The 18748-nt window shown below is 74.9% G+C and carries 18 protein-coding genes; 13 read left to right on the top strand and 5 right to left on the bottom strand.

Annotated elements, in window-relative coordinates; genetic code table 11:
- Positions 1-518 precede the first annotated feature (518 nt).
- From KSK32_RS20900 to KSK32_RS20860, 9 genes are all read left to right on the top strand, one after another.
- Positions 519-2267, top strand: a complete 1749-nt coding sequence (locus KSK32_RS20900) for an ATP-binding protein (RefSeq protein WP_216932719.1) — start codon at positions 519-521, stop codon at positions 2265-2267.
- 11 nt (positions 2268-2278) lie between these two features.
- The gene (locus KSK32_RS20895; RefSeq protein ID WP_216932718.1) at positions 2279-3427 is read left to right on the top strand and encodes an exonuclease SbcCD subunit D; all 1149 of its coding nucleotides are present in this window, start codon (positions 2279-2281) and stop codon (positions 3425-3427) included.
- A complete protein-coding gene (locus KSK32_RS20890) occupies positions 3427-5901 on the top strand; it encodes an AAA family ATPase (protein ID WP_216932717.1) in 2475 nt (824 codons plus the stop codon). Before KSK32_RS20895 ends, KSK32_RS20890 begins: the two co-directional genes overlap by 1 nt.
- 25 nt (positions 5902-5926) lie before the next feature.
- On the top strand, positions 5927-6898 hold the full coding sequence (locus KSK32_RS20885; protein WP_216932716.1) for a hypothetical protein: 972 nt from the start codon (positions 5927-5929) through the stop codon (positions 6896-6898).
- Positions 6898-7755 (top strand): spermidine synthase, encoded by an 858-nt coding sequence (locus KSK32_RS20880; RefSeq protein ID WP_216932715.1) that lies wholly within the window; start codon positions 6898-6900, stop codon positions 7753-7755. Before KSK32_RS20885 ends, KSK32_RS20880 begins: the two co-directional genes overlap by 1 nt.
- Positions 7756-7837: 82 nt before the next feature.
- Positions 7838-8536: a sigma-70 family RNA polymerase sigma factor gene (locus tag KSK32_RS20875; RefSeq protein WP_013284847.1), complete on the top strand. Its 699-nt coding sequence runs from the start codon at positions 7838-7840 to the stop codon at positions 8534-8536.
- Positions 8533-9312 (top strand): anti-sigma factor, encoded by a 780-nt coding sequence (locus tag KSK32_RS20870; protein WP_216932714.1) that lies wholly within the window; start codon positions 8533-8535, stop codon positions 9310-9312. Before KSK32_RS20875 ends, KSK32_RS20870 begins: the two co-directional genes overlap by 4 nt.
- Before the next feature lie 205 nt (positions 9313-9517).
- Positions 9518-10177 carry a hypothetical protein gene (locus tag KSK32_RS20865; RefSeq protein WP_216932713.1) on the top strand — a complete coding sequence of 220 codons (660 nt, stop codon included), beginning with the start codon at positions 9518-9520 and terminating at the stop codon, positions 10175-10177.
- 150 nt (positions 10178-10327) lie between these two features.
- On the top strand, positions 10328-11242 hold the full coding sequence (locus tag KSK32_RS20860; RefSeq protein ID WP_216932712.1) for a DNA-3-methyladenine glycosylase: 915 nt from the start codon (positions 10328-10330) through the stop codon (positions 11240-11242).
- 4 nt (positions 11243-11246) lie between these two features.
- On the opposite strand, the gene KSK32_RS20855 is transcribed toward KSK32_RS20860, so the two are convergent.
- Positions 11247-11768: a DUF1990 family protein gene (locus KSK32_RS20855; RefSeq protein ID WP_216932711.1), complete on the bottom strand. Its 522-nt coding sequence runs from the start codon at positions 11766-11768 to the stop codon at positions 11247-11249.
- A 55-nt stretch (positions 11769-11823) separates the two neighbouring features.
- Between KSK32_RS20855 and KSK32_RS20850 the strand changes: the two genes are divergently transcribed.
- Positions 11824-12312 (top strand): GNAT family N-acetyltransferase, encoded by a 489-nt coding sequence (locus KSK32_RS20850; RefSeq protein WP_216932710.1) that lies wholly within the window; start codon positions 11824-11826, stop codon positions 12310-12312.
- Positions 12313-12331: 19 nt separating this feature from the next.
- Here KSK32_RS20850 and KSK32_RS20845 read toward each other — a convergent pair whose 3' ends face one another.
- Positions 12332-12754, bottom strand: a complete 423-nt coding sequence (locus KSK32_RS20845) for an SRPBCC family protein (protein WP_216932709.1) — start codon at positions 12752-12754, stop codon at positions 12332-12334.
- A gap of 481 nt (positions 12755-13235) precedes the next feature.
- Positions 13236-13448, bottom strand: coding sequence for a hypothetical protein (locus KSK32_RS20840; RefSeq protein ID WP_216932708.1), 213 nt, complete (start codon positions 13446-13448; stop codon positions 13236-13238).
- A gap of 136 nt (positions 13449-13584) precedes the next feature.
- Between KSK32_RS20840 and KSK32_RS20835 the strand changes: the two genes are divergently transcribed.
- The 3 genes from KSK32_RS20835 (at position 13585) to KSK32_RS20825 (ending at position 16873) form a co-directional block, all read left to right on the top strand.
- On the top strand, positions 13585-14697 hold the full coding sequence (locus KSK32_RS20835) for an ATP-dependent DNA ligase (RefSeq protein WP_216932707.1): 1113 nt from the start codon (positions 13585-13587) through the stop codon (positions 14695-14697).
- A 34-nt stretch (positions 14698-14731) separates the two neighbouring features.
- Entirely contained in the window at positions 14732-16321 is a 1590-nt protein-coding gene (locus KSK32_RS20830; protein WP_308163690.1) for an alpha/beta hydrolase, read from the top strand.
- A 99-nt stretch (positions 16322-16420) separates the two neighbouring features.
- Positions 16421-16873 (top strand): GNAT family N-acetyltransferase, encoded by a 453-nt coding sequence (locus KSK32_RS20825; protein ID WP_216932705.1) that lies wholly within the window; start codon positions 16421-16423, stop codon positions 16871-16873.
- 115 nt (positions 16874-16988) lie between these two features.
- Here KSK32_RS20825 and KSK32_RS20820 read toward each other — a convergent pair whose 3' ends face one another.
- Together KSK32_RS20820 and KSK32_RS20815 are read right to left on the bottom strand one after the other, a co-directional pair.
- On the bottom strand, positions 16989-17714 hold the full coding sequence (locus KSK32_RS20820; RefSeq protein WP_216932704.1) for an ABC transporter ATP-binding protein: 726 nt from the start codon (positions 17712-17714) through the stop codon (positions 16989-16991).
- Positions 17714-18748 carry an ABC transporter ATP-binding protein gene (locus tag KSK32_RS20815; protein ID WP_216932703.1) on the bottom strand — a complete coding sequence of 345 codons (1035 nt, stop codon included), beginning with the start codon at positions 18746-18748 and terminating at the stop codon, positions 17714-17716. Before KSK32_RS20815 ends, KSK32_RS20820 begins: the two co-directional genes overlap by 1 nt.

Raw genomic sequence — 18748 nt, 5'->3', positions numbered from 1 at the left:
ATCTTGGTACCAAACGGCCCCTATAGGGGCCCTTTCCTACCAAGATCTCTGCGTTGTCCTCACCAGTGGGACATGGTTCCCGCCTGCCGGGAGGGTACGGACAGGAAGCGGCGCGTTCCGCGTGGGCGGGCGGTGGGTGGGCCGCCATGGGTGTCATCGGCCCGCGGAGACACCCATCGTGTTCCATCGAACCGCCGGGCCCGACCGTACGGCGCCGGAGACCACCTCGACCACCTGACGGCACCGCCGCCGGCCACCGGGCGGACACCCCGGAACCCGGCGGCGGGCAGCGGGCGGCGGCGCAACACGGCACGGCCTGGCGGCGCGGCGCGGCGTGGCATCGGGAGGGGCGGACGTGGAGGAAACGCACGCATCGTGATCGGGCGGACCCGGGTGGCTACCGTTCGGCGCACGGGGGACGTGGCGTCCGCCGCGTCGCGTGGCAACCTGTCGCATCCCTCGGGCAGGATGCACGACGTGCACCGCCAACGGTACGACCAGCCGACCGGAGACCGCCGATGACCGACGACCAGCTCGACGGGCCCGGCGAGGGTGTCGGCCGGGTGCTCGGCACCGCTGACGCCACCCCGCTCACCTTCTGGACGGCTGTCGCGCCGGGCAGCTACCTGCAACTCGACGACGTGGTGGTGACCCGCCGCGACCTGCCCGACCGTGAGCCGGTGACGATCGCCGGGGTGGTGACCCAGGTGCGCGCCCGGCACGAGGGTGCGCAGTTCGACTCCGACGTCTTCGCCATCGCCGACGGCACGCTGCCGGCGCAGGTGCAGGAGGCGGCCGAGGTGACCACCACGCGGGTCGATCCGGAGTTCTACGTGCCGCCCACGCCGGGTGCCGTGGTGCACCGGGCCGAGGGTGACGCGCGGGCCCGGGCGCTGCACTTCGACCGGATGGAGCGGCGGATCCCGATGGGGATGGGCCGCGACGGCGTGCCGGTCTACCTCAACGCCGACTTCCTCGACGGCACCCGGGGCGCGCACGTGTCGATCTCCGGCATCTCCGGTGTCGCCACCAAGACGAGCTTCGCCACGTTCCTGCTCTACTCGGTGTTCCGCTCCGGCGTGCTGGGCGGCGACGCGGTGAACGCGAAGGCGCTGATCTTCAACGTCAAGGGCGAGGACCTGCTCTTCCTCGACCACCCGAACAGCCGGCTCGACGACCCGACCCGGGCGGCGTACGCGAAGCTGGGCCTGGACGCCGGCGCGTTCCCGGACGTGCGGGTGTACGCCCCGCCGCGGGTCGGCGACTCCTCCGGCACGCCGGACGTGAGCAGCCGGCTCACCGGCGTGGACAGCTTCTACTGGACGCTGAACGAGTTCTGCGCCGACCGGCTGCTGCCGTACGTGTTCGCCGACGCCGACGACGAGCGCCAGCAGTACACGATGGTGGTGCACTCGGTCGCCGCGCACCTGGCCCGCTACGCCCAGCCCGCCGACGGCGGGGTGAGCATCGACGGGGTGCGGCTCGGCTCGTACGCCGATCTGGTCGACCACGTGGTCGAGCAGCTCAACGACGACGAGACGCGCGGCGAGTGGGCGGGCAGCGCGGTCGGGCTGGGCACCGTGAACGCGTTCGCCCGCCGGCTCATCGGCAGCAAGAAGGACCTGGGCCGGCTGATCCGGGGTGATCTGGCGACCCGCCGCCCGCACTCGATCAACACGGCGGAGAGCGCCCAGGTGACCGTGGTCGACCTGCACAACCTGCCGGATCGCGCGCAGCGGTTCGTGGTCGGCGTGACGCTCAAGAGCGAGTTCGAGCGCAAGGAGAAGGCGGGCACGGCCAAGCCGCTGCTGTTCGTCGTGCTGGACGAGCTGAACAAGTACGCGCCGCGGGAGGGCTCGTCGCCGATCAAGGAGGTGCTGCTCGACATCGCCGAGCGGGGCCGCTCGCTGGGCGTGATCCTGGTCGGCGCGCAGCAGACCGCCAGCGAGGTGGAGCGGCGGATCGTCACCAACTCGGCGATCCGGGTGGTGGGCCGGCTCGACCCGGCCGAGGCGTCCCGCCCGGAGTACGGCTTCCTGCCGCCCGCCCAGCGGCAGCGGGCGCTGCTGGCCAAGCCGGGCACGATGTTCGTCAACCAGCCGGACATCCCGGTGCCGCTCTGCCTGGAGTTCCCGTTCCCGGCGTGGGCCACCCGGGTGTCGGAGGCGGGCCGCGCGCCCTCGGAGACGCTACGGTCGATCACCCAGGCCGCCGATCCGTTCGCGGTGGTCGGCTCCGGCTCCTCCGACGACGACATCCCGTTCTAGGCGGCACCCACATGAAGATCCTGCACACCTCCGACTGGCACGTCGGCAAGGTTCTCAAGGGGCAGTCCCGGGCCGAGGAGCACAAGCAGGTCCTCGCCCAGGTGATCGAGATCGCCCAGCGCGAACGGCCCGACCTGGTGATCGTCGCCGGTGACCTGTACGACACCGCGGCACCCACACCGGAGGCGACCCGGCTGGTCACCCGGGCCCTCACCGCGCTGCGGCGCACCGGGGCCGACGTGGTGGCGATCGGCGGCAACCACGACAACGGCGCGGCACTGGACGCGCTGCGGCCGTGGGCCGAGGCGGCCGGGATCACGCTGCGCGGCAGCGTCCGGGAGAACCCGGACGAGCACGTCGTCGACGGGGTCACCGCCGGCGGGGAGCGCTGGCGGCTCGCCGCGTTGCCGTTCCTGTCCCAGCGGTACGCGGTGCGCGCGGTGGAGATGTACACGCTCACCCCGGCCGAGGCGAACCAGACGTACGCCGACCACCTGGGCCGGGTGCTGGACCGGCTCGCCGAGGGCTTCACCGAGCCGGACCGGGTGCACCTGGTCACCGCGCACCTCACAGTGGTCGGGGCGAGCACCGGCGGCGGCGAGCGGGACGCCCACACCGTGCTCGGGTACGCGGTCCCGGCGACTGTCTTCCCCGGCAACGCGCACTACGTGGCGCTGGGCCACCTGCACCGCTCGCAGCGGGTCATCGGCCCGTGCCCGATCCGCTACAGCGGCAGCCCGCTCGCTGTCGACTTCGGCGAGCAGGAGAACGTCGGCTCGGTGACGATCGTGGAGGTGACCGCCACGACCGCCGCCCGCATCCGCGAGGTGCCGGTGCCGGGCGCGGTGCCGCTGCGCACGGTACGCGGCACGCTGGCGCAGCTCGCCGAGATCGAGCCGCCGGAGGGCTGGCTGCGCGTCTACGTCCGGGAGCAGCCCCGGGCCGGGCTGCGCGAGGAGGTGCAGGAGCTGCTGCCCCGGGCGCTGGAGATCCGGATCGACCCGGAGCTGATGCCCGCGCCGGGCAGCGGCACCCGGACCGCTCAGCGGGCCGGCCGGTCGCCGGGCGAGTTGTTCGGCGACTACCTGGACAGCCGCGGGCACGCCGACGAGGGTGTCCGGGAGCTCTTCGACGAGCTGCTCGAGGAGGTGGAGCACTGATGCGGCCGATGCGGCTGGACATGGCCGGGTTCACGGTGTTCCGCGACGAGACCACAGTCGACTTCACCGACGCCGACTTCTTCGCGCTGGTCGGGCCGACCGGTTCGGGCAAGTCGACGGTGCTCGACGCGATCTGCTTCGCGCTCTACGGCACGGTGCCGCGCTGGGGCGGGGCCCGGGGGCTGGCGAACGCGCTGGCGCCGTCGGCCACCGAGGCGCGGGTCCGGCTGGTCTTCGAGTCCGCCGGGGACCGCTACGTGGCGACCCGGGTGGTGCGCCGCGACGGCCGGGGCACTGTGAAGACGGCGAACGCCGGTCTCCAGCTCATGCCGCCGGGGTTCGACGTCACCAAGCTCGACACCGGGCTCAGCCCGGAGGATCTGGGCGAGGTGGTGGCGGGCACCCCGGCCGAGATGGAACAGGCGGTGCTGGACGCGGTGGGGCTGCCGTACGAGCAGTTCACCTCGTGCGTGGTGCTGCCGCAGGGGCAGTTCGCGGACTTCCTGCACGCCAAGCCGGCCACCCGCCAGCAGATCCTGGTGAACCTGCTCGGGCTGGGCGTCTACGAGTCGGTGCAGAAGAAGGCGGTCGAGCGGGCCGGGCAGGCCGAGGCGAAGCTGGAGGCGGTCGACAAGATGCTCGGCGGGCTCGCCGACGTCGACGACGAGAGTCTGACCGCCGCCCGGGAGCGGGTGGACGCGATGCGGGAACTGGCCGCAGCGGTCGCTGCCGCCGTACCCGAATGGGAGCGGGCCCGGGCCACGGCGGGTGAGCGGGCCGCGGCGCTGGCCGCCCTCGACGCCGAGCTGGGTGTGCTGGCCGGGGTGCGGCCGCCGGACGGCACCGCCGAGCTGGCGCGGGCGGTGGCGGCGGCCCGGGTGGCAGCCGACGAGGCGGCGGGCGCGGTCGGGCTGGCCGAGGAGCGCGAGGAGAAGCTGCGCGGGGAGCTGGCCGCCGCCGGTGACGAGAGCGCGGTGCGGCTGCACCTGAAGGCGTACGCGGACCGGGACCGGCTGACCGCGGAGGCGGCGACGGTCCGCGCGGCGGTGGACGCGGCGCGGACCGAGCACGACGCGGCGGTCGCGGCGCTGGCGGCGGCGCGGGCGGACGCGCAGCGCGCCGAGGCGGAGCTGGAGTCGGCGTTCCGCGCGCACGAGGAGGCGAAGGCCGCCGACCAGGCGGTGGCGCTGCGGGCGTACCTGGTCGGCGGCGCGCCGTGCCCGGTGTGCGAGCAGACGGTCGGCACGGTGCCGGCGGTGCCGAAGGGTTCGGCGGTGAGCCGGGCGATCGAGGCGGGCAAGGCCGCACGGGCGGCGAGCGAGGCGACCAAGCGGGTCGTGCAGGAACGCGACGCCGCGGCCCGTGACCTGGATCGGGTGCTGCTGCGCGCCCGGACCCAGCACGACCAGCTCGGCGCACGTCTGGCCGAGCTGGACGAGCAGCTCGCGGGCGCGCCCGCGCCGGAGCGGTTGCGTGAGTCGCTGGCCGAGCACGCGCGGCTGCGGACCGCGCTGGAGGAGGCGGCCGGCGCGGTGCGGGCCGGGCGGGAGGCGGCCCGGCGGGCGCGGGGCGCACTCGACGCCGCGCAGGAGCGGCTGCGCCGGGCCTGGCGTGACTTCGACGCGGTCCGCGACGGGCTGGCCCGGTTCGGGCCGCCGGCCGCCGACCGGGACGACGTCGCGGCGGCGTGGGCGGCGCTGGCCGGCTGGGCGGGCGAGCAGGCGCGGGCGCGGCGCGCGGAGCGGGACGGGTTGGCCGACTCGGTGGAGGCGGCGCAGCGGGCAGCGGCCGAGGTCGCCGACGGGATCGCCGCGTTGTTCGCCGCCGCCGGGCTGGACGCCCCGCGGGACGCGCCGCGCGACGTGGCGGTGGCGGTAGAGCGGGCCGAGGCGGAGTTGCGCCGCCTCGACGAGCGCCGGGAGCAGGCCGCCGGGCTGCGGGACCAGCGGGCCGGGCACGAGCACGAGGCGCGGGTGGCGCGGGCGCTCGCCTCGCACCTGCGGGCCAACAACTTCGAGCGCTGGCTGCTCACCGAGGCGCTGGACCTGCTCGTCGACGGCGCGTCGCGGATCCTGCGGGAGCTGTCCGGCGGGCAGTACGACCTGGTGCACGACAAGGGTGAGTTCTTCGTGGTCGACCACCACGACGCCGGGCTGCGGCGTGGGGTGCGCACGCTGTCCGGCGGGGAGACGTTCCAGGCGTCGCTGGCGCTCGCGCTGGCGCTGTCCGAGCAGCTCGCCGGCATGTCCACCACCGCCGCGAGCCTGGAGTCGATCGTCCTGGACGAGGGTTTCGGCACGCTGGACGCGGCGACACTGGACACGGTCGCGGCGACGCTGGAGAACCTGGCCGCCCGGGGTGACCGGATGGTCGGCGTGGTCACCCACGTGCCGGCGCTGGCCGAGCGCATCCCGGTCCGGTTCGAGGTCCGCAAGGACGCGCGGACGGCCCGCGTGGAACGGACCGGCCTGTGACCGGCACTGTCCGGCGGAGCGCCGCGTGACCGGGCCGTCGCCGGCGTTCTTCGTCGACGCCTGGGATCCGGCGTACGGCGCGTCGTTCGAGGCGGCGGGCGGGTCCGGGCCGGCCGCGCCGAGCAGCGCCCAGGTCGACGCCGACGTCGAGCTGCCGGCCACCGACTGGCGGGCGATCGGCCCCCGCGCGGGCGTGCGGGCGCCGGACGTGGTGCTGCTCGTCGACGGGGTACGCCGGATCGACGCCAGCGTCTGGACGGCGGAGGAGGACGGCGGGTCGTTTCCCGGCATCGCCGCCTCGTACGCGGCCGGTGTGGTCCGCTGCGACCTGGACCGGGGCGCCGCCGAGATGGCCGGTTCCCGGGTGGGCCGTGGCCTGTTCACGGCGAGCCCGTCGGCGCAGGACGTGGTCGCCGGCTCGGTCCGTTACCCGGTGCACCGGGTCAGCGGCACCGGTGAGCTGAGCAAGCTGCCCGCGGCGGTGCAGGCGCCGCTGACCGCGCTGGAGGTGGCCGTGTCCGACGCGGTACGCACCGACGGCGACCTGCTGGTGGTGGACGGCCCGCTGCGCAGCCGGCGGAACCTGCCGCGCACGCTCGGGTACATCAAGACGCAGCACAGCCAGTACCTCGACGCCCGGCTGACGGCTGTGGTGACCGGGCTGGCGCCGGGCGAGCGGTGCCCGGTGTTCCGGCTGGGCACGGCGTGGGGCGGCTGGTCGTGGTATCTGCGGCTGCCGGTGCGCGCCGGCGCGCCCTGGGCGGGCGTCGTCCGGGTGGAGTGCTCGGCCGACCTGACCGTGCCGGAGGCGATCGCGCTGGCCGACCTGTCGCTGGTGACGCTGCCCCGGTTCGCCTCCACCCCGTACAAGGATCCGCGCGCCCCGCAGAACCTGGTGCCGATCGCCGGGCTGGAACGCCGGCTGCGCGGGATGCTCGGCGACGCGCGGCTGCTGCACCGGGTGCTCACCGCCGCGGCGCGCGGGATGCGGCGCTGATGGGCCGGCGACGCGACTCCGACCGGGTGACGGCCGACGTCGACACCGGCCGGGCCGAGCTGGTGCCGGACGCCGATCGTCCGGGCTCGTGGACGCTGCTGCTGGACGGCGCGCCGCAGTCGCATGTGGACCTGACCGACCCGGCGCACCTGGAGTTCGAGTACGTCCGGCGGCTGGCCGCCGCACTGGACCTGGTGGCGCCCGCCGGGGCGCCACTGCGGGTGCTGCACCTGGGCGGCGGAGCGCTGACCCTGCCCCGCTACGTGCAGGCCACCCGGCCCGGTTCGGCGCAGCGGGTGTCCGAGGTGGACGGCGCGCTGGTCGAGCTGGTCCGCCGCGAACTGCCGTGGCCATCGGATCCGCGCCTGAAGGTCCGGGTGGCCGACGCGCGGGCGACGCTGACGTCGAGCCGGGACGGCGCGTACGACGTGATCGTGGCCGACGTGTTCGCCGGTGCCCGTACCCCCGCGCATCTGACCTCGGTGGAGTACGCCGCCGAGGTGGCCCGCGTGCTCGCGCCCGGCGGCAGCTACCTGGCGAACGTCGCCGACGGCCCGCCGCTGCGGCACGCGCGGGCGCAGGTCGCGACCGTGCGTACCGTGCTGCCGCGGGCCTGCCTGGTCGGCGACGCGGCGGTGCTGCGCGGCCGGCGCTACGGCAACCTGGTGCTGGTGGCGTCGCGGGTGGAGCCGCCGGTGCCGGAGCTGACCCGGCGGGCGGCGGGCGACTGGTTCCCCGGCCGGGTGCTGGCCGGCGCCGAGCTGGACCGGTTCACCGGCGGTGCGGCGGTGGTCCACGACGCGGACGCCGTCGACTCCTCTCCCCCGCCGCCGGGAATCTTTTCGGTCAAACGTTGATCCGATCGGCTGATCGCTGCGTATCACCGGGCGGCCATGCCCGTGGGGGGCCGGCTGATGTCATTGGACAGCGGAGGTCTGCATGCATGCGGTGGCGGCCGGCTGGCACGGCGAGGTGGCGCGGCCCGAGTGGATGTTCGCCCGGGCACAACCACACTCGCGCGCCTCGCGTTCGGGCCGGGGGGTCGACGCCCGGTCCACCGATCGCCAGAATGACCCGGTGCCGCCGCGACCCGCTCCCGGACGCCACCAGGCGACCTCCGCCGAGGCCAGCCACTCCGACCAGCTGATCCGCCTGCTGTACGCCGAGCACGCCGGCCCGCTGCTGATGTTCGTGATGCGGCTGACCGGCGGGGACCGGCAACGCGCCGAGGACATCGTGCAGGAGACGCTGCTGCGGGCCTGGCGCAACGCGCACCGGCTCGGTGTGCAGGGCCAGGGCTCGCTGCGCCCCTGGCTGGTCACGGTGGCCCGGCGGATCGCCATCGACGAGCACCGCAGTGAGCAGGCCCGCCCGCCCGAGACGTACGACCGGGATCTGACCATGTTCGCCGAGTCGGACAGCACCGACCGGGTGCTGCGCACGATGACCGTGGCGGACGCGCTGCGTACGCTGAGCCAGTCGCACCGGGAGATCCTGGTGGCGACGTACTTCCGGGGGCGCACCGTGCCGGAGGCGGCCGAGGAGCTGGGGCTCCCGCTCGGTACCGCCAAGTCACGGGTCTACTACGCGCTGCGCGCGCTGCGCACGGCTCTGCAGGAGAGGGGGGTGACCGAATGAGCCGGGCCGATCACATGGACGTCGCCGCGTACGCGCTCGGCGTGCTGGACGCGCAGGACGCGGAGCGCTTCGAGGAGCATCTGGCCACCTGCTGGGCCTGCGCGGCGGAACTGGAGACGATGGTCCCGGTGGTGGGGCTGCTCTCCGGCATCGACGGCGAGGCGATGGCCGCGCTGGAGCAGACGCACACCGATCCGGCGCTGCTGGACCGGACGCTGATGGCGGTACGGCGGGACCGCCGTCGTACCCGGGTGCGGCAGTTGCTGGCGACAGCGGCGGCCGTGGTGGTGTTCGGCGGCGTGAGCGCGGCGGCGGCCGGGATGCTCGGCGACGAGCCGGCGCCGCCGCAGGCGGTGCCGACGCCGGGCGCGCCGACGGTGGCGCCGAGCGGCGAGCCGGGCGACCCCAACGACCCGGGCGTCGGCGGGAAAGAGGGGATCGAGGGCGACCAGCACAACGCCACCGACCCGGCGACCGGCGTGCAGACCACGATGTGGCTGGCCCGCAAGGAGTACGGCACGCAGATCGCGGTGCAGCTCAGCCGCCTGCCGGGGCCGCGCACGTGCCGGCTGGTGGTGGTCCGCAAGAACGCCACGAGCGAGGTGATCTCCACCTGGTCGGTGCCGGTCGGCGGCTACGGGACGAACCAGAACCAGCTTCCGCTGGAGCTGAGCGCGTCCACCTCGGCCCCGCTGCGCGACATCGACAAGCTCCAGGTGCAGTCGGTCGACGCGAACGGCGTGGCGAGTCCGCTGGTGACGGTGGACGACATCTGACCGGGTGTGCCGACGGCGCCGGGTGGCTGGGCCACCCGGCGCCGTCGTGTCGTGTCCCGGCCGGCGGGCCCCCTCGTGCTGACGCACGCACGCCGACGCCCGTCGGTTCAATCGGTCCACTGTGAAATATGCCACCTTTTCGGGTTCAACCTTGACAGTGCCGCGCCCGTACTACTCGGCGAACTGCCAAGAACGAGGAGGGCACGTGGCACACCACAAGCGGACGACCGTCATCGTCGCGAGCGCGATGGTCGCACTTACGGCCTGCGCCCCCGCAGGCTACAACGGGGCGAACTCGGGCGCGGCCGAGCCGGTCGCCGTCGCCGCGGCCGAACCCACCGCGGCGGCCGAACCGGAGGCGTCGGCGGCACCCGAGGAGGCGCCGGTCGCGGACAAGGCGCCCCCGTCCGACGTGAAGATCACCGACGAACTGGTCGGCAAGAAGCTGCCCCGGATGGGCCGCGTCGTCACCGACCAGGACGGCTGGGTGCTGTACCGGTTCGACAAGGACTCCGACGACCCGCCGCAGTCCAACTGCGTGGACAAGTGCGCCGAGGTGTGGCCGCCGTCGCTCACCGACGGCAACCCGCAGCTGCGCGGCGTCTCCGACGACAAGGTCGGCACCATCACCCGCCAGGACGGCACCCGGCAGCTCACCATCGGCGGCTGGCCGGTCTACCGCTACATCGGCGACAAGAAGCCCGGCCAGTGGAAGGGCCAGGGCGTCGGCGGCACCTGGTTCGTGGTCGACCCGAACGGCAAGAAGAACCTGACCTGCCTGCCGACCGGCACGCCCAAGCCGGTCGCGCCGCCCGCCGCGGGCAGCTCGGACAGCTCCGGCGGCGGCTCGGACTACTCGTACTGACGCACCAGGGACACGGTGACCGGTCGCCGCCGGGGAGGGCGCGGCCGGTCACCGTCGCGAACCCCGGGAGGCGGGCCGCACCGGCATCGGCCCGCCTCCCGGCCAGGCGTGCCCGGCGTCACGGCCGGGCCGCGTGGCAGAGTGACCCCTGTGACCTCGCCCGACGCCCGCCGCACGCTGCGCCCGCCGGCCGGCTACCGCCTGGCCCCGTCGGTGCGGGCGCTCACGTTCAGCCCGTACGACCCGTGCGCGCGGATCGCCGCCGGCACCTTCTGGTGGGCCACCCGCACCCCGGACGGCCCGGCCACGCTGGCGCTGCGCCCGGAAGCCGGCGAGCTGCTCGCCGAGGGGTACGGCCCGGGCGCGGCCTGGGTGGTCGACCGGGCCGACCGGATCGCCGGGTTGCACGACGACCTGACCGGATTCGCCGCGCTCGCCGCCGCGCATCCGCTGGTGGCCCGGCTGGCGCACACCCACCACGGGCTGCGGATGCCCGCCACCGGCCAGATCTTCCCCCGGCTGCTGCGGGCGGTCTTCGAGCAGAAGGTCACCGGCAAGGAGGCGTACCGGGCGTACGCGGCGACCGTCCGGCACTTCCGTGAGCCCGCGCCCGGCCCGCTGCAACCACTGCTGCTGCCGCCGGAGCCCGCCGCGGTGGCGGCCACGCCGTACTGGGTGTTCCACCCGTTCGGCGTCGAGCAGCGGCGCGCCGACACGCTGCGTCGCGCGGCAGCCGTCGCGGACCGGCTGGAACGCTGCGCCGACTCGGCGGAGGCGACCCGGCGGCTCACCGCGATCCCCGGCATCGGGCCGTGGACCGCCGCCGAGGTGGTGCGGATCGCGTACGGGGATCCGGACGCGGTCAGCGTCGGCGACTACCACGTGCCGAACACCGTGGCCTGGGCGCTGGCCGGGGAGCCGCGCGGCGACGACGCCCGGATGCTGGCGCTGCTGGAGCCGTTCCGGGGGCACCGCGGCCGGGTGTGCGTGCTGCTGGAGGCGGCAGGCGTGCAGGCCCCGAAGTACGGCCCGCGCGCCCCGATCCGTTCCTTCGCCCGCTACTGACCGCTCAGCGCCGCCGGCACAGCCGCCGCAGCGTCCGCCCCAGCCACCAGGCGTACGCCCGCTGGAAGCCGAGCACGACCGGCCCGCCGGCCCGCACGTACCAGTGGGCCGGGCGGCTGAACGCGGTCACCTCGAACCAGACGCCGTCGGCGCCCCTGGTCACCACGAACGCCTCCTCACCGACCTCCGGGTGCCCGGGAAGCGTGCCGTAGCCGAACCCGGCCCGGTCCGGCTCGTCCACCGTCCAGACCACCTCGGTCGGCCCCCACAGCCGCAGCGGGCCGGCACCGAGCCCCGGCGTGACACGTACCCCGGGCGCGGCACGCGGCGCGTCCGTCCGCATCACCACGCCGGCCGCGCGGTGCAGCCGCCAGCCGAGCACCGCGTCCGCCGCCACCGGGAAACCGCCGTCCGGCAACCGGACCCGGTGGCGCAGGTGGTGGTAACCGGCCGGCAGGCCGCCGTCGCGGGTCGCGCCCACCTCCGGGTACGTCAGCTCCGGCACGCCGGTCACCTCCTCGGTCACGGGAACACCCCTGCCAGGGTACGGCCGCCCGGGAGCGCTGTGGTGAGCTGAGCCGGTGACCGACGTGACCATCGCTCCCGCCGACCTCGCCGACGCCGGGGAGATCCTCACCGTGCAGCGTGCCGCGTACCTGGTGGAGGCGCAGCGCTACCGGGACGTGTTCCTGCCCCCGCTGACCGAGACGCTGGACGAGGTACGGGCGGCGCTGGCCGGGCCGGACGTGGTGCTCGCCGCCCGGAGCGGCACCCGCCTGGTCGGCTCGGTCCGCGCCCGCCTCGACGGCGAGACCGCCCACGTGGGCCGCCTCTCGGTCGCGCCCGACCAGCAGGGCCGGGGCGTCGGCGGGCGGCTGCTGGACGCCGTCGAGCACGCCTGCGCGCACCGGGTGACCCGGTTCGCGCTGTTCACCGGCGCGGACAGCGCGGCGAACCTGTCCCTGTACGCGGGCCGCGGCTACCGGGTCGTGTCGCACCGGCCGGACGAGAACGGCAACCGCCTCGCCGTGCTGGAGAAGACAGCCCCCGGGTCTCCCGGCGGAGCCTGAGCGTCCGCTCCGGCGCCGGTCAGCGGGCCTCGCAGCGGCGCCTGAGCCCGTCCGCCTCCTGCCGCAGGTAGCGGCGCATCATCGACCCGGCCAGCAACCCGATCAGCCCGGCCAGCGGCCCGGTCTGCACCAGGGCCAGCTCGGCCCGGGTGCGCCCGTCCGCCAGCGGCACCAGCCGGTGCTCACCCCGGCTGCGCACACCGGGGCCCGCCGACTCCCAGACGAACGAGTGCGGCGGCTCGATCTCGGTGACCCGCCACACCGCCGGACGCAGGCGCGGCTGCTCCAGCCGGGCGGTCGACCCGAGCGCCAGCGGACCGGGTTCCAGGCGGCGGGCGGCGGTGACCGACGGTGTCCACTCGGGCCAGCTGTCGACGTCGCTCTGCACCTCCCAGACCCGGTCGACGTCGGCGGCGATCTCGACGGACTCGACGAACCGCATTCGCGTTCCTCCCCCGTGGACGGTCCGCCCAGGCTAACCCCGAGCCCCGCTCCGCCACCGCCCCGCGCCCCGTCCCTCACCCCGCGCGCCCTCGCCCGTCGATCTGTGAGTGGGGTTGTCAAGGGCTCCCGGCTCCGAGAGATCTTGGTACCAAACGGCCCCCATAGGGGCCCTTTCCTACCAAGATCTCCACCGATCCCACCTCGCGGAACGCCGGTCTCGCCCGATGGGCGGCGCTCGACGCAGCAACAAGCCGAACGAGGAGCTCCCGCCCGCGCCGCCCCGAAACCTCTGCGACCTTGGAGTTGTGGCGCCCAGGATGTCCGGCTCGCCGCCTTTGCGCGGCAACACAACTCCAAGATCGGCGGTTCGCAGGGCGGCGGAGACGCCTGGGCTGGTGGCCCGGCCGCCCGGCCGTCGGCCAGCCCGGGTCAGGCGGCGCGGGGGTCAGCCGGCGCGGGGGGTCAGGCGGCGCGGGGGGTCAGGCGGCTTCGCGGAGGTCGGCCAGGGTGACCGGGGCGTACCGCTTCAGCAGGCGTTCCAGCTCGGTGACCGAGCCGACCTCGCCGAGGACGTTCGCCCCGCCGCCGCGCTCGGGCGGGTAGCGGTGCGCCAGCCGGTAGCGGTACCGGCCACGGATCAGCTCGACGCTGACCCGCCAGCGCCCGCAGCATCCGCAACTCCACTCCGGCACGCCGCGACGGTAGCTCTGACCTGCGGTTCCACCATTCGGGCGGCGGTGACGTACGCGGCCGGGACGGGACACGCCACCCGGCCACCGGCGGTGATCTGCCTCACCACTGTCGGTGGGGTCTGGTTGACTGGTCGCCGTGGACCTGCCGATCAACCCTCCGGTCGAGCCGATGCTGGCCAAGAGCGTGTCCGAGCTGCCCACCGATCACGGCCTGACCTACGAGCCGAAGTGGGACGGTTTCCGCTGCATCGTCTTCCGCGACGGCGACGAGGTCGAGCTGGCCAGCCGGGGCGGCAAGTCGATGACACGCTACTTCCCGGAGGTGGTCGAGCAGGCCCGCCGGCAGCTCCCGCCCCGGTGCGCGGTCGACGGCGAGCTGATCGTGATCCGCCGGGACGGCCCGGGTGGCCAGCCGCGGCTCGACTTCGAGCTGCTGGCCCAGCGGATCCATCCGGCCGCCTCCCGGGTGAAGCTGCTGGCCGAGACCACCCCGGCCGACTTCGTCGCGTTCGACCTGCTGGCGATCGACGACGAACTGCTCGTCGATCAGCCCTACCCCCGGCGCCGGGAGCGGCTGGAGCAGGCGTTGTCCGGGGTGCGCCCGCCGGTGCACGTCACGCAGGTGACCACCGACCCGGAGACGGCCCGCCGCTGGTTCGACGTGTTCGAGGGAGCCGGGCTGGACGGGCTGATCGTCAAGCCGGCCGACCTGCCGTACGAGCCGGGCAAGCGGCTCATGTCCAAGGTCAAGCACGCGCGCACGATGGACGCGGTGGTGGCCGGTTTCCGCTGGCACAAGTCCGGTCCGGTGGTCGGCTCGCTGCTGCTCGGCCTCTACGACGACGACGGCGTGCTGCACCACATCGGCGTCAGCTCCTCGTTCACCATGGCCCGCCGCAAGGAGCTGCTCGACGAGCTGGAGCCCTACCGCGACGTCGGCGGCGAGCACCCGTGGGTGCACGGCGACCACGAGCGGGGTCAGCGCATCCCGGGCGGGGTGAGCCGGTGGACCGGCGGCAAGAACCTGGAGTGGGAGCCGCTGCGTCCGGCGCTGGTGGTCGAGGTGGCGTACGACGCCATGGAGGGCGACCGGCTGCGGCACACCGCCCGGTTCCTGCGCTGGCGACCCGACCGCGATCCCCGCTCCTGCGCCTACGGCCAGCTCGACCGCCCGATCCGCTACGACGTCGACGAGGTGCTGCGCGGCGATCCGGCGGCGACGGCCGGTGACACCCGCGGCCGGGCGTAGCCTGACGGTCGACACGATCATGGAGGGCGCCCGCGTGACCCGCTTCCCCGACCGGCCCCGCCGGTTCCGGCCCGTCCTGGCCGCGTTCGTCGCGGCGGTGGTGCTCACCGCCGGGTGCACGCTGCCGGCGTTCGCCCCGCGCGCCGAGAGCGAGGGCGAGGCCGCTCCGCCGGGCACCGCCCCGCAGTGGCGGGCCTGCCCGGAGGTGCCCGACGAGCTGGTCGGCCGGGGCGCGGCGGACATGCGTTACGACTGCGCCCGGATCGCCGTACCGCGCAACTGGGGCAGCGGGGCCACCACCGGCGCGACCGCCGGGCCGGGCACCGGGGAGACGTTCGAGATCGCGCTGATCCGGGCCCGCTCGACCAAGCAGCGTGACCGGATCGGCTCGCTGGTGATCAACCCGGGCGGTCCGGGGGCATCAGGCGTCGACACCGCCGTCTACCTGTCCTTCGGGCCGGCGTTCGGCGGCCTGCCGACGGCGATCACCGACCGGTTCGACATCGTCGGCTTCGACCCGCGCGGGGTGGCCCGGTCCAGCCCGGTCAAATGCATCTCCGACGCCGACCTGGACGCCAGCTTCGGCTACGACCCCGACCCGGAGAGCCAGGCGTCGTTCGACGGCTTCGTCGGCCTCAACCGGCGCATCGGCGAGCGGTGCGGCGCGAAGTACGGCGACCAGCTCCAGCTCTACGGCACCGAGCAGGCGGCGCGGGACATGGACGCGGTCCGCGCGGCGGTCGGCGACGACAAGCTGACCTACCTCGGCTACTCCTACGGGACGCTGCTCGGCGCCACCTACGCGCAGCTCTACCCGCAGCGCGTGCGCGCCCTGGTGCTCGACGGCGCGGTCGACCCGCGGCAGAAGCTGATCGCCGGGTCGGAGAGCCAGGCCAAGGGCTTCGAGCGGGCGTTCGACAACTTCGCCAGGTGGTGCGCGGCGAACGCGGGTCGCTGCCCGATCGCCCCGGACGCCCGGGGCGCGGTCACCGATGCGATCGCCAAGGCGAAGGCCTCCCCGGTACGCGCGCAGGACGGCCGCGAGGCCACCGCCGGATGGGTCTTCTACGCGGTGATCTCGTCGCTCTACACCGAGCAGGGCTGGCAGGAGCTGGCCCGGGCGATCGACGACCTGCAGAGCGGCGACCCGGACGGCGTGTTCAAGCTGGCCGACGCGTACGCGGGACGCGAGCCCGACGGGCACTACTCGAACCTGTTCGACGCCAACCTGGCGGTCAACTGCGCCGACGAGACCGAGAAGCCGACCCGCGAGCAGGTCCGCTCGTTGCAGTCGCAGTGGCGGCAGAAGTACCCGCTGTTCGGTCCCGCGCTGGCGGTGGGGATGCTGGGCTGCGTGGAGTGGCCCGGCGAGCGGGATCCCTACCCGACCGGCCGGGCGGACGGCGCCCCGCCGATCCTGGTGGTCGGCACGACCGGTGACCCGGCCACGCCGTACGAGCAGACCCCCGCGCTCGCGTCCATGCTCGGTGTCGGGCGCGTGCTGACCTGGGAGGGCGAGGGGCACACCGCCTACCCGCAGACCTCGTGCGTGACGTCGGCCGTCGACGCGTACCTGATCTCGCTGACCGTCCCCCGGGAGGGGCTGCGCTGCCCCGCCCGGTGACGGCGCGGCCGGGTCCAGGCGCCGGTGACGGCGCGCGGGCGGCGGGGCGGGACGCCGCCCCGGCCACAGCGGGGCGAGGCGCTGTGCCAGGCTGGCCGGGTGACCGAGGTGATCTTCCGGGAGGCGGTTCGCGCCGACCTGCCCGCCGTGCTCGCGCTGCTCGCCGACGACGTGCTGGGCCGCACCCGCGACCTGCCCGAGGTGGACGAGGCGTACGAGCGGGCCTTCGCCGACCTGGACGCCGACCCGCGCAACCAGATGATCGTCGCCGACGACGGCGGGGAGCTGGTCGGCTGCTTCCAGCTCACGTACATCCCGGGGCTGGGCCGGCACGGCGCGCAACGGTGCCTGATCGAGGCGGTGCGGGTCCGCTCCGACCGGCGCGGCCGCGGGCTGGGCCGGACGATGATGCGCTGGGCGATCGACCAGGCCCGGGAGCGCGGCTGCGCCCTGGTGCAGCTCACCACCGACAAGCAGCGCGCCGACGCGCACCGGTTCTACCGCGACCTGGGCTTCGTCGCCAGCCACGAGGGCATGAAGCTGGCGCTCTGACCCGGCAGCCACCCAGCGCCGAGCACCGGGCCACCATCCGGCCCCGGTGACCGGGCCGCCGCCGGCGACAGCGACGGCGACGGCGACGGCGACGGCGACAGCCCGGTCACCGGGATCAGTCCTCCGGCACCAGCCGGCCGTCGCGCAGCGTGAGCGTACGGTCGGCCAGCTCGATGAGCGCCGGGTCGTGCGTGGCGACCAGCGCGGTCATGCCCCGGGCGTGCACCACCGCCCGGAGCAGGTCCATGATCGACCGCCCGGTCTCGGAGTCGAGCTGACCGGTCGGCTCGTCGGCGATCAGCAGGTCCGGCTCGTTCGCCAGCGCCCGGGCCACCGCCACGCGCTGCTGCTGGCCGCCGGACAGCTCGTACGGGCGCTGCGCCGCATGCCCGCCCAGCCCCACCAGTTCCAGCAGCACCGCGACCCGCTGCTCCCGCTCGGCCGCCGGCACCTTGGCCAGCCGCAGCGGCACCCCGACGTTCTCCGCCGCGGACAGGATCGGCACCAGGCCGAACGTCTGGAACACGAACCCGATGGTGCCCCGCCGCAACGACAGCAGCTCCCGCTCACCGGCGGCGGTGACGTCGTGCCCGGCCACCCGGATCCGCCCGGCGTCCGGCCGGTCCAGGCCGCCGATCAGGTTCAGCAGCGTGGTCTTGCCGGCGCCGGAGCGGCCCCGGACGGCGACCAACTCGCCGCGTCCCGCCGTGAACGAGACGTCCCGCACGGCGTGGACGGCGTGCTCCCCCTTGCCGAAGGTGCGGCTCACTCCCTCGACCCGGACCACGTCCTCGACGGCCGCCGCCGGCACGGCCGACAGCGCCACTGTCTGGTCGGTCATCACTCACTCTCCTCGCCGTGCGCCCGGTCGCCGGGGCGCACCTCGACGTGGTCGGGTGCCAGGTTGAGCCGGACCCGGTCGCGCAGGGACAGCGCCTCCACGAACTGCGCCGGCAGCTGCATCCGGCCGGTGCGGTCCAGCACCGCGTACTCCTCGCTGACCATCTCGGTGCCGCCGTCGGCGGTGACGCGCGCGGTCCGGCGTACCTCGGAGGCGGTCCGGCCGTCGCGGATCGCGACGGTACGGCGGACCTGCCCGGCCACGGCCTGGTCGTGGGTGACCACCACGATGGTGACCCCCAGTTCGGCGTTGATGGTGCGCAGCGCGGCGAAGACCTCGGCGCCGGTGGCCTCGTCCAGCTCGCCCGTCGGCTCGTCGGCGAAGAGGATCTCCGGATCGTTGGCGACCGCCACGGCGACCGCGCAGCGCTGCTGCTCGCCGCCGCTCATCTGGCCCGGCCGGCGGTCCGCGCAGTAGCCGACGCCCACCATGTCCAGCAGCTCACGGGCCCGTTCCCGCCGCTTGCGCCCGCCGCCGGCCCGTCCGGCCAGCTTCATCGGCAGTTCCACGTTTTCCAGCGCGGTCAGGTACGGCAGCAGGTTGCGGCCGGTCTGCTGCCAGATGAACCCGACCACGTCGCGCCGGTACGCGAGCCGCCGCTTGTTCGACAGCGACAGCAGGTCGTAGTCGGCGACCCGGGCGATACCGGCGGTCGGGGTGTCCAGGCCGGAGAGGATGTTCAGCAGCGTCGACTTGCCGGAGCCGGAGGCGCCGACGATCGCGACCAGCTCGCCCCGGTCGATCACCAGGTCGAGGCCCTGGAGCGCGACGACCTCGACGCCCTCGGTCTTGAAGATGCGCACCAGGCCGTCGCAGACGATGTGCCCGCGCAGCCGGTCGCGCCCGCCGGCCCGTTCGGCGGCGCGCTGGGCGGCCCGCTGTTGCAGCGACGCCAGATCCGGCACGGCGGGCGACGGTTCGCCGCCCGGCGTGAGACGCGCCGGGCCCGGATGGCCGGAAGCGGTCGCGGTCAT

The organism is Micromonospora sp. WMMB482, assembly GCF_019038635.1.
GTDB lineage: Bacteria > Actinomycetota > Actinomycetes > Mycobacteriales > Micromonosporaceae > Micromonospora > Micromonospora marina.
Note: the sequence above shows the minus strand (reverse complement) of the source record. Positions and strands in the feature narration are given on the sequence as shown.

What these genes read in the sequence shown, in the direction of transcription:
- KSK32_RS20900 (WP_216932719.1), top strand. Translation starts at nt 519, where the DNA reads ATGACCGACGACCAGCTCGACGGGCCCGGCGAGGGTGTCGGCCGGGTG.
- KSK32_RS20895 (WP_216932718.1), top strand. Translation starts at nt 2,279, where the DNA reads ATGAAGATCCTGCACACCTCCGACTGGCACGTCGGCAAGGTTCTCAAG.
- KSK32_RS20890 (WP_216932717.1), top strand. Translation starts at nt 3,427, where the DNA reads ATGCGGCCGATGCGGCTGGACATGGCCGGGTTCACGGTGTTCCGCGAC.
- KSK32_RS20880 (WP_216932715.1), top strand. Translation starts at nt 6,898, where the DNA reads ATGGGCCGGCGACGCGACTCCGACCGGGTGACGGCCGACGTCGACACC.
- KSK32_RS20875 (WP_013284847.1), top strand. Translation starts at nt 7,838, where the DNA reads ATGCATGCGGTGGCGGCCGGCTGGCACGGCGAGGTGGCGCGGCCCGAG.
- KSK32_RS20870 (WP_216932714.1), top strand. Translation starts at nt 8,533, where the DNA reads ATGAGCCGGGCCGATCACATGGACGTCGCCGCGTACGCGCTCGGCGTG.
- KSK32_RS20845 (WP_216932709.1), bottom strand. Translation starts at nt 12,754, where the DNA reads ATGCGGTTCGTCGAGTCCGTCGAGATCGCCGCCGACGTCGACCGGGTC.
- KSK32_RS20820 (WP_216932704.1), bottom strand. Translation starts at nt 17,714, where the DNA reads ATGACCGACCAGACAGTGGCGCTGTCGGCCGTGCCGGCGGCGGCCGTC.
- KSK32_RS20815 (WP_216932703.1), bottom strand. Translation starts at nt 18,748, where the DNA reads ATGACCGCGACCGCTTCCGGCCATCCGGGCCCGGCGCGTCTCACGCCG.